This is a genomic window from Parvibaculum sp., assembly GCF_035511255.1.
In the GTDB taxonomy this organism is placed as follows: domain Bacteria; phylum Pseudomonadota; class Alphaproteobacteria; order Parvibaculales; family Parvibaculaceae; genus Parvibaculum.
This window is the reverse complement of the sequence record NZ_DATKFR010000040.1, coordinates 1-7089: the sequence shown is the minus strand read 5'-3', so window position 1 is coordinate 7089 and position 7089 is coordinate 1. Positions and strand designations below refer to the sequence as shown.

The following is a 7089-nucleotide window of genomic DNA, read 5'->3' as shown; positions in this document are numbered from 1 at the left end:
CAGGACGAGCTCGACTACTACGCGAATGGCGGCATCCTGCAATACGTGCTGCGCCGTCTCGCCGCGTAAGGTGAGCCGCCACTGAAACGACAAAGGGCGCTCCCGAGGGAGCGCCCTTTTTGTTTGATCGGCGCCCCAGGCTGGACGCCCTTCAATCCTCACCCTGAGGAGCCGCGAAGCGGCGTCTCGAGGGGCGAGACTCCCCGGTCGGTTTCTATGAGGCCCGCGCCGCTTCCCTGAACGACACCAGCCGCTCCTTCTCTTCGTCCCACAGCGTCAGCCGGACGCATTTGAAGCTTTCCATGAGCGTCATCCTGCCGACATCGCGGAGGTCCGGATGATCGCGCAGCACGCGCGGCAGCCGGTAGAAGGGGATGCGGCTGCACAGATGATGCACGTGATGGATGCCGATATTCGCCGTGAACCAGCGCAGCACATGCGGCAGGTCGTAATACGACGAACCGTAAAGCGCCGCCTCGTGGAAGCTCCAGCCCTCATTCTGGGCCCAGAACGTCTCCTCGAACTGATGCTGCACATAGAAGAGCCAGACGCCGATCGAGGCGGCGAGCATCACGATGGGCAGATGCACGAGCAGAAAAGCCTGCACGCCGATCAGCCACATGAGCCCCGCCGCGATCGCGACGATTGCGACATTGGTCGCCTGCGTGCTGATCCAGGGCCGCCAGCCCGAACGCATAAGCCCGACGGGCAAGCGCTGCTGCAGCAGGAACATATAGGCCGGCCCGACGATGAAGAGCACGACCGGATTGCGATAGAGCCTGTATTTGAGCCTGCCCCACCAGGAGCGGGCCAGATATTCGCGCACCGTGAGCGTGTCGATGTCGCCGACGCCGCGGCGGTCGAGATTGCCGCAGCTCGCATGATGGAGCGCATGCGTCCGGCGCCAGAAATCGTAGGGCGTCATGGTGAGGACGCCAAGCACGCGGCCGACCCAGTCGTTGAGCAGTTTGTGCGAGAAGAACGAGCCGTGGCCGCAATCGTGCTGGATCGTGAAGAGCCGCACCAGAAAACCGGCCGCCGGGATCGCGATCAGCAGCGACAGCCACCAGAAGCCGACATAATAGGCCGCCCAGGCGCCCGCCCAGAGCGCGACGAGCGGCAGCGTGGTGATCGCAAGTTCGCCGATGCTGCGCGACAGGCTCGGATCGCGATAGCGCGCGAGAACCTTCACCCAGTTGCGTGCGTCCGGGCGCGACGTTTCGGCATTATGTCCGATGCTCAAGATACATAGATCCGGGTTGGCGGGCAGGCGCGTCAACGGACGCGGGGAAAGCCGCGGCAGGCGAATGATACGTGGGGACCTTTATTTCTCCGGTCCCGCCTCATGCGTGAGGAGGTCCACCGACTGGGTGAGCTGATTGCCAGCCTGCTGCGGCAGTTTATAGGCCCATTTCGTCAACCGATCGTTAAGCATCTTCGCCTTCTCACCGGCGGCTTTCGTGTCGCCGCCGGCGGCACTGACAGGATCGGTATCGGCCATGACCTTCGCCCAGAGCGCTCCGCCGCCGCCTGTCAGCGTCAACGTCACGCGAAGCCCATCGAAGGTTTCGACGATCACATTGGGTGAGGTCGCCGGGAATTCAAGTGAGCCAACTGGCACAGCATCGTCGAAGTTGAGATCGACGACGCTCGTCGCCGTGCCGTTGACGACCGGCGCGCCGCGCGTGACGCGCCCTTTCGGGATGTTTTCCAGCGTGAAATCGTTCTGATCCGCCGAGGTACGATCCATCACCACCGGATGGTCGGTGCCGGCCCAGAGCGTCACGCGCTTGATCTCGTCGCGCTTCAGATCGAGGAAACGCGCATCGAGCCAGTCCTGCGCCGCCTGGAAGAGCGGAAAGCGTCCGCGTGCGAGCCATGTCTGGTTGTCGCCGTCGCGCCTCAGGTAGATCATGCCCTGTCCGCGCGCGGCGCTCGTCTCGTCGGGCACCTTGCCGGCGAGGAACGACGCCATCGGCTTGCCCGCCTTGTCGAAGAGCTGGATCCGCGTCGCGGAGCCGAGATCTTCCGGCGCCAGAAGGCCGAGATTGCGATGCCATTCCGGACGCGCCGTGCGCGGCTCATAAAGCATCAGCTCCGAAATGCCGATCAGCGCCTTCTGCACGAGATCCTGCTTGGCCGGATAATTCTGCCGCTCGGCAACCGTCCATTGCCCGTCCGCGCCGCGATTGAGCGTGATCTTGTCGACGCCGTGCAATCCGCGTCCGAGCGAATAGGTGATCCGCCCCACCTGGTCGAGCTTCGTTTCAAGGCCGGGGAACAGCGGCTCCGGCGTGAACTTGACGCTGACGCCGCGCTCCATGGTGACGACGGCGACGGTCGCCGCGACGACGGCAATCGCCGTCGCGAAGGCGAGGATCGCGAGATTGCGGAGCGGCTTGTTGGCGCGCAAGGCGGCGATATTCATGTCTCAGGCTCCCTTGCCCGCGCGCGCCTTGCGGCGACGATGACGAAGGACGGCGATGCCGAGCGCGACGATGGCGACGAGGATCGGCATCAGCGCAACATTGGCGAAACGAACTTCCGTCGCGAGCCGGTCGATGTCGCGTCTGAGATTGCGCTGCACGTCGCGCAGCGCCTTGCGGCTCTGCAGCAGCTCGGTGCGGAACTGGGCGATCTCTTCCTGCGCATGGGGATCGGACGAATCAACACCCGCGGCCTGGTTCGGACCCGCGCCCTCGGTCTGCAGCGCGGCGAGCCGCTGCTCCGTCTCGGTGATCTTCGCCTTCAGCCTCTCCTGCTCGGTGAGGAACTTGCGCTCCGCCTCGCGGCGCAGATTGTCGACGACGACGAAAGGCCTGTCGACGCGCTCGCGCGCCCGGAGCGAGATGAGATCGTCGGACCCCATCAGATTGTCGATCGCCGAGAGGACGAATTTCGCATTGTCGGCGAAAGGAACCAGCGTCCGGTCGTTGCCGTCGCCGGAGACTTGCGTCCAGAAACGGTCGTCGAGAATATCGCTGTCGGCGACGACGATGATATTGGCGTCGGCCTTGGTCTGCGCGATGAAGGCGTCGGGCTTGTCCGTCGCATCGGAACGCTTCGTCTCGTCCTCGACGGGCAAGGCCGGCGCGGCGGAGAAGGCGCTTTTCAGCGGTCCCGAAACCCGCGCGGCCAGTACATAGGTTTCACCGGTCGGCTTGAACGCATTGAGAAGCTCGTCCGGCGTATGGCCCGCCTTCACATAATCGAGATCGTAGGTCTCGGCATCCTTCGACGACCAGAAGAGCGGTGTGAAGCGGGTGGTCGCATTGGCCGCCGGCTTTAACAGGCCGGCTGTGCCGAGATTGATGTGATCGATGCTCGACGTGACGATGTCGTTCTGGTCGAACTCGGCTTTCGGCACCGAGAGCCAGAGCACGTAGTCGCTGGTCTGGCGTCGTGCGTCGAGCCCCGTCTGCACGCGCATCGCAAGATCGCGGTCGCCGACGATATGGTTGGTATCGTAATCGACACCCCAGTCCTTCAGCAGCGGCGCCAGGTCCGACGCCTCCGTATAGCCCTGCACCGGCTGTCCGTCCGGACCGGCGGTCAGGCTCACCTCCGAATGTGGATCGACAAAGGCCAACACGCGGCCTCCGCGCATCACGAACTGGTCGATCGCGTAAAGCGTCTCCTGATCGAGCTGCTTGGGATGCGCGATCATCAGCACGTCGACATCCGCCGGCACCTTGACGAATTTCTGTTCGAGGAAATTGATCTCGAAGCGGTTCTGCAATTCCTGATAGATGGCGAAGGGCTGCGACTGGCCGCGCATCGCCGCCATCAGCCCGCCCGAGCCCGTATCCAGCGGAATATTGGTCACGATGCCGAGAACAGGCTTCTTCGGCCGGCTCAGATTCTGGATCAGCCGCGTCACGTCATATTCGAGATATTGCTGGCGCTCGTCGGTGAAGAACGGGATCGCCTCGATGCCGTCGACCAGATTGGTGCCGACGAGGCCGAAATAGATGACCTCGCCCTCTGTCGTCCGCGCGCCCTTGAGGCCGAGCGACATGGCGAGGTCTTCCTGCTCGGAGAAGGGCTCGGGATCGACGACCTCGAGCACGATCTTGCCATGCGAGCGGTCGCGGATCTCCTCCAGCAGATCGCGCACGCGGTTCGCATAGGCGCGCACCTGCGGGAAATCCGTCGCAAGCGATTCCGAATAGAAGAATTTCAGCGTGATCGGCTCGTCGATCTTCGCCAGCACATTCTCGGTCCCTTGCGAGAGCGTGAAGAGACGGCTCTGTGTGAGATCGATCTGCGCCGAACGGAAGACGATGTTCGAGAAAAGGTTGACCGCGAGGAACAGCACGGCGATGAGCACGAGCGTTGCGATGCGGATGGCGGAGCGGCTCATGGTCGTCATGGCTCTACCCCGCCTTCTTCATGTCGACGACGACGCCGCAGGCGATCAGCCAGCCGGCAATCAGCGTGAAGAAGTAGATGACGTCGCGAATGTCGATGACGCCCTGCGTGATCGCGGTGAAATGCGTCAGGAACGAGAAGGAGGCGATCGTGTTCAGCACCTGCTGCGGCACCCAGCTCGCGAAGAAATCGGTCACGAGGGGAAGCCCTGCCACCGTGAAGAGGAAGCAGACGACGACGCTGACGACGAAGGCGATGACCTGGTTGCGCGTCGTTGCCGAAAGGCAGGAGCCGATGGCGAGATAGCCGCCGGCCATGAAGAAGCTGCCGATATAGCCGGCAAGGATGACGCCATTATCCGGATGTCCCAGATAGTTGACGGTGATCCACATCGGAAAGGTCAGGACGAGCGCGATGCCCGAGAAAGCCCAGGCCGCGAGAAACTTGCCGAGCACGGCCGCCCAGAGCGGAATGGGCAGCGACAGCAGCAGCTCGATCGAGCCCGTGCGGCGTTCTTCGGCCCAGAGGCGCATCGAGATCGCCGGAATCAGGAATAGATAGAGCCAGGGATGGAAGTTGAAGAAGATCTGCAGATCCGCCTGGCCGCTCTCGAAATAGCCGCCCATGTAGAAGGTGAAGGCGCCCATCGTGAAAAGGAAGATCACGATGAAGATGAAGGCGAGCGGCGTCGCGAAATAGCCGCCAAGCTCGCGGCGGAAGACGGCGGAAAGTTCTCTCATGCGGCGGTCTTTCCCGGCATGTCGGCCGTGTCGGAGCGCGTGAGCTTGCGGAACACCTCGTCGAGGCGGCCCGGCTCGCCGTACAGCGCGCGGACCAGCCATCCTTGCTGGCGCGCGAGATCGGCGACGGCATCGATGAGTTTCACTTCGGCCGAGATCGCATCATGCTGCAACGGGAAGAGCGTGAAGGTCGTCTCGGTGCCGCGCGGGCTGATCTCGATCGATTCGATGCCGGGCAATGCCTTGAGGGTCTCGGCCGCAACCGCCGTCACCTGCCCGCCGATCGTCAGCGAAACCGCATTGTGATAGCGCGACCGCGCGATGAGCTGCGCCGGCGTACCATCGGCGACGACATGGCCGCGATCGATGATGAGCGCCCGCGTGCAGATCGCATCGACCTCTTCGAGAATATGCGTCGAGATCACGATGGCCTTGTCGGCGGCCATGCGGCCGATGAGTTTCCTCACCTCGTGCTTCTGGTTCGGATCGAGGCCGTCGGTCGGCTCGTCCATGATCAGCACCGGCGGATTGTGCAGGATCGCCTGCGCCAGGCCGACGCGCCGCCGGAAACCCTTGGACAGCGTGTCGATCGGCTGGTCGAGCACGCCTTGAAGCTCGGTCGCCGCAACCGCATCCTCGATCGCCCGCGTCGCCGCGGCGCCGTCGAGCGCGCGCACGCGGGCGATGAATTTGAGAAACGAAAGCGGCGTCATGTCGCCATAGGCCGGCGCGCCTTCGGGCAGATAACCGATGAGGCGCTGCGCCGCGAGCTGATCGGTGACGACGTCATGCCCGCAAATGGAGGCGCGGCCCGCGCTCGGCGCGAGGAAGCCGGTGATCATCTTCATGGTCGTCGACTTGCCGGCGCCGTTCGGCCCGAGAAAACCGAGCACCTCGCCGCGCGCGACCGTGAAGCTGATGCCGTCGACTGCGGTGAAGGGACCGAAATGCTTGGTGAGCCCGTCGATCGCGATCATGGCATCGCCCGCGGCCGGATATCTGCCGTTTGCCGTTTGCATACTCGCTCGCGTGATGACGTGCACTCCCTCAAGGTCAGGACGGGCTCTCTTGTTTTGCCTCGTTGCTCCCAAAGACCTGACGGCATGTGTAGACAAAGGCAATCCCCCTCTCAAGTGAAAGATGAGACATCGTAAATGCGGGCGATGGAGCGGGGATAAGTGGGGCGCCTGAAAATGAAAACGCGCCGGCGAGGGGGGCAAGCGCGGCGCGTCTCATCTCTGATGTTGCCCCGGAAGGGGTGGCCCGGCCCCCAAATTCATCCCGGTGGGGCTGGGGGGCTGATGATACCGGAACGTCCAAGAGGACCGGGCCAGTGAGGCAACGATTGGAGATTGATGGGCCGGTGTGTCCTCACAAGGGCTGAAAAAAGGCAATATTGTGATTCTGGATTAATCCGACAAAAGCTAGCAGAATGAGACAATTAGCTGGTTCTGCCGGCCTCCGGACCGACCGTCCGGGGCCGTATGAACCCCGGAAATGTGAAGGATTGCGACGCATGACGGATAGCGCAGAGGGATCGGAAAAAGCGTCTCACCTCCAATCCGGCTCGCTCAGCCTTGTCATCACGTCGAATTCCGCCTCGAAGCCTCTTCGCGAACCGGATGTTTTCTTCAGCCGCGCCGAGCTTGAAGCCATTCTTTCCGTCTATGGCCGCAAGGTCGTGGAGGGCGAGTGGCGCGACTACGCCATCGGCGCGACAAAGGACGTGGCGATCTTCGCGGTCCACCGCCGTACCAGCGAGATGCCGCTTTACCGGATCGAGAAGCGCCCGAAGCTGGCGCGCCGCCAGGGCGCCTTCAGCGTCGTCGCAGCGACGGGGCTGGTGCTGAAGCGCGGCCACGATCTGAAGCAGGTGCTGAAGGTTTTCGAGAAGCGCGCGCTGCGCCTGATCGACGCCTGATCGCTCTCGGAGTCGCCCTAAGGCGTCGTTGCGAGGCGGCGAAGCCGACAAAGCAAT

Annotated in this window: 6 protein-coding genes; 1 reads left to right on the top strand and 5 read right to left on the bottom strand. The window is 63.3% G+C overall.

Annotated features, from left to right (window positions below; translation table 11 throughout):
- Nucleotides 1–214 precede the first annotated feature (214 nt).
- The 5 genes from VMR03_RS01295 to VMR03_RS01275 all read right to left on the bottom strand — a co-directional run bounded on the left by VMR03_RS01295 (nucleotide 215) and on the right by VMR03_RS01275 (nucleotide 6088).
- Nucleotides 215–1243, bottom strand: coding sequence for a fatty acid desaturase (locus VMR03_RS01295; RefSeq protein ID WP_325401495.1), 1029 nt, complete (start codon nucleotides 1241–1243; stop codon nucleotides 215–217).
- An 81-nt stretch (nucleotides 1244–1324) separates the two neighbouring features.
- The gene (locus VMR03_RS01290) at nucleotides 1325–2428 is read right to left on the bottom strand and encodes a hypothetical protein (RefSeq protein WP_325401493.1); all 1104 of its coding nucleotides are present in this window, start codon (nucleotides 2426–2428) and stop codon (nucleotides 1325–1327) included.
- A gap of 3 nt (nucleotides 2429–2431) precedes the next feature.
- The gene (locus tag VMR03_RS01285) at nucleotides 2432–4372 is read right to left on the bottom strand and encodes a GldG family protein (RefSeq protein WP_325401491.1); all 1941 of its coding nucleotides are present in this window, start codon (nucleotides 4370–4372) and stop codon (nucleotides 2432–2434) included.
- 4 nt (nucleotides 4373–4376) lie between these two features.
- Nucleotides 4377–5111: an ABC transporter permease subunit gene (locus VMR03_RS01280; protein WP_325401489.1), complete on the bottom strand. Its 735-nt coding sequence runs from the start codon at nucleotides 5109–5111 to the stop codon at nucleotides 4377–4379.
- Nucleotides 5108–6088, bottom strand: a complete 981-nt coding sequence (locus VMR03_RS01275) for an ABC transporter ATP-binding protein (RefSeq protein ID WP_325401487.1) — start codon at nucleotides 6086–6088, stop codon at nucleotides 5108–5110. Before VMR03_RS01275 ends, VMR03_RS01280 begins: the two co-directional genes overlap by 4 nt.
- Before the next feature lie 539 nt (nucleotides 6089–6627).
- Between VMR03_RS01275 and VMR03_RS01270 the strand changes: the two genes are divergently transcribed.
- Nucleotides 6628–7032 (top strand): DUF2794 domain-containing protein, encoded by a 405-nt coding sequence (locus VMR03_RS01270; protein WP_325401485.1) that lies wholly within the window; start codon nucleotides 6628–6630, stop codon nucleotides 7030–7032.
- Nucleotides 7033–7089: the final 57 nt, after the last annotated feature.

Excerpts from the sequence above, each read along its gene's own strand:
- VMR03_RS01275 (WP_325401487.1), bottom strand. The coding sequence starts at position 6,088 with ATGATCGCGATCGACGGGCTCACCAAGCATTTCGGTCCCTTCACCGCA.
- VMR03_RS01280 (WP_325401489.1), bottom strand. The coding sequence starts at position 5,111 with ATGAGAGAACTTTCCGCCGTCTTCCGCCGCGAGCTTGGCGGCTATTTC.
- VMR03_RS01285 (WP_325401491.1), bottom strand. The coding sequence starts at position 4,372 with ATGACGACCATGAGCCGCTCCGCCATCCGCATCGCAACGCTCGTGCTC.
- VMR03_RS01290 (WP_325401493.1), bottom strand. The coding sequence starts at position 2,428 with ATGAATATCGCCGCCTTGCGCGCCAACAAGCCGCTCCGCAATCTCGCG.
- VMR03_RS01270 (WP_325401485.1), top strand. The coding sequence starts at position 6,628 with ATGACGGATAGCGCAGAGGGATCGGAAAAAGCGTCTCACCTCCAATCC.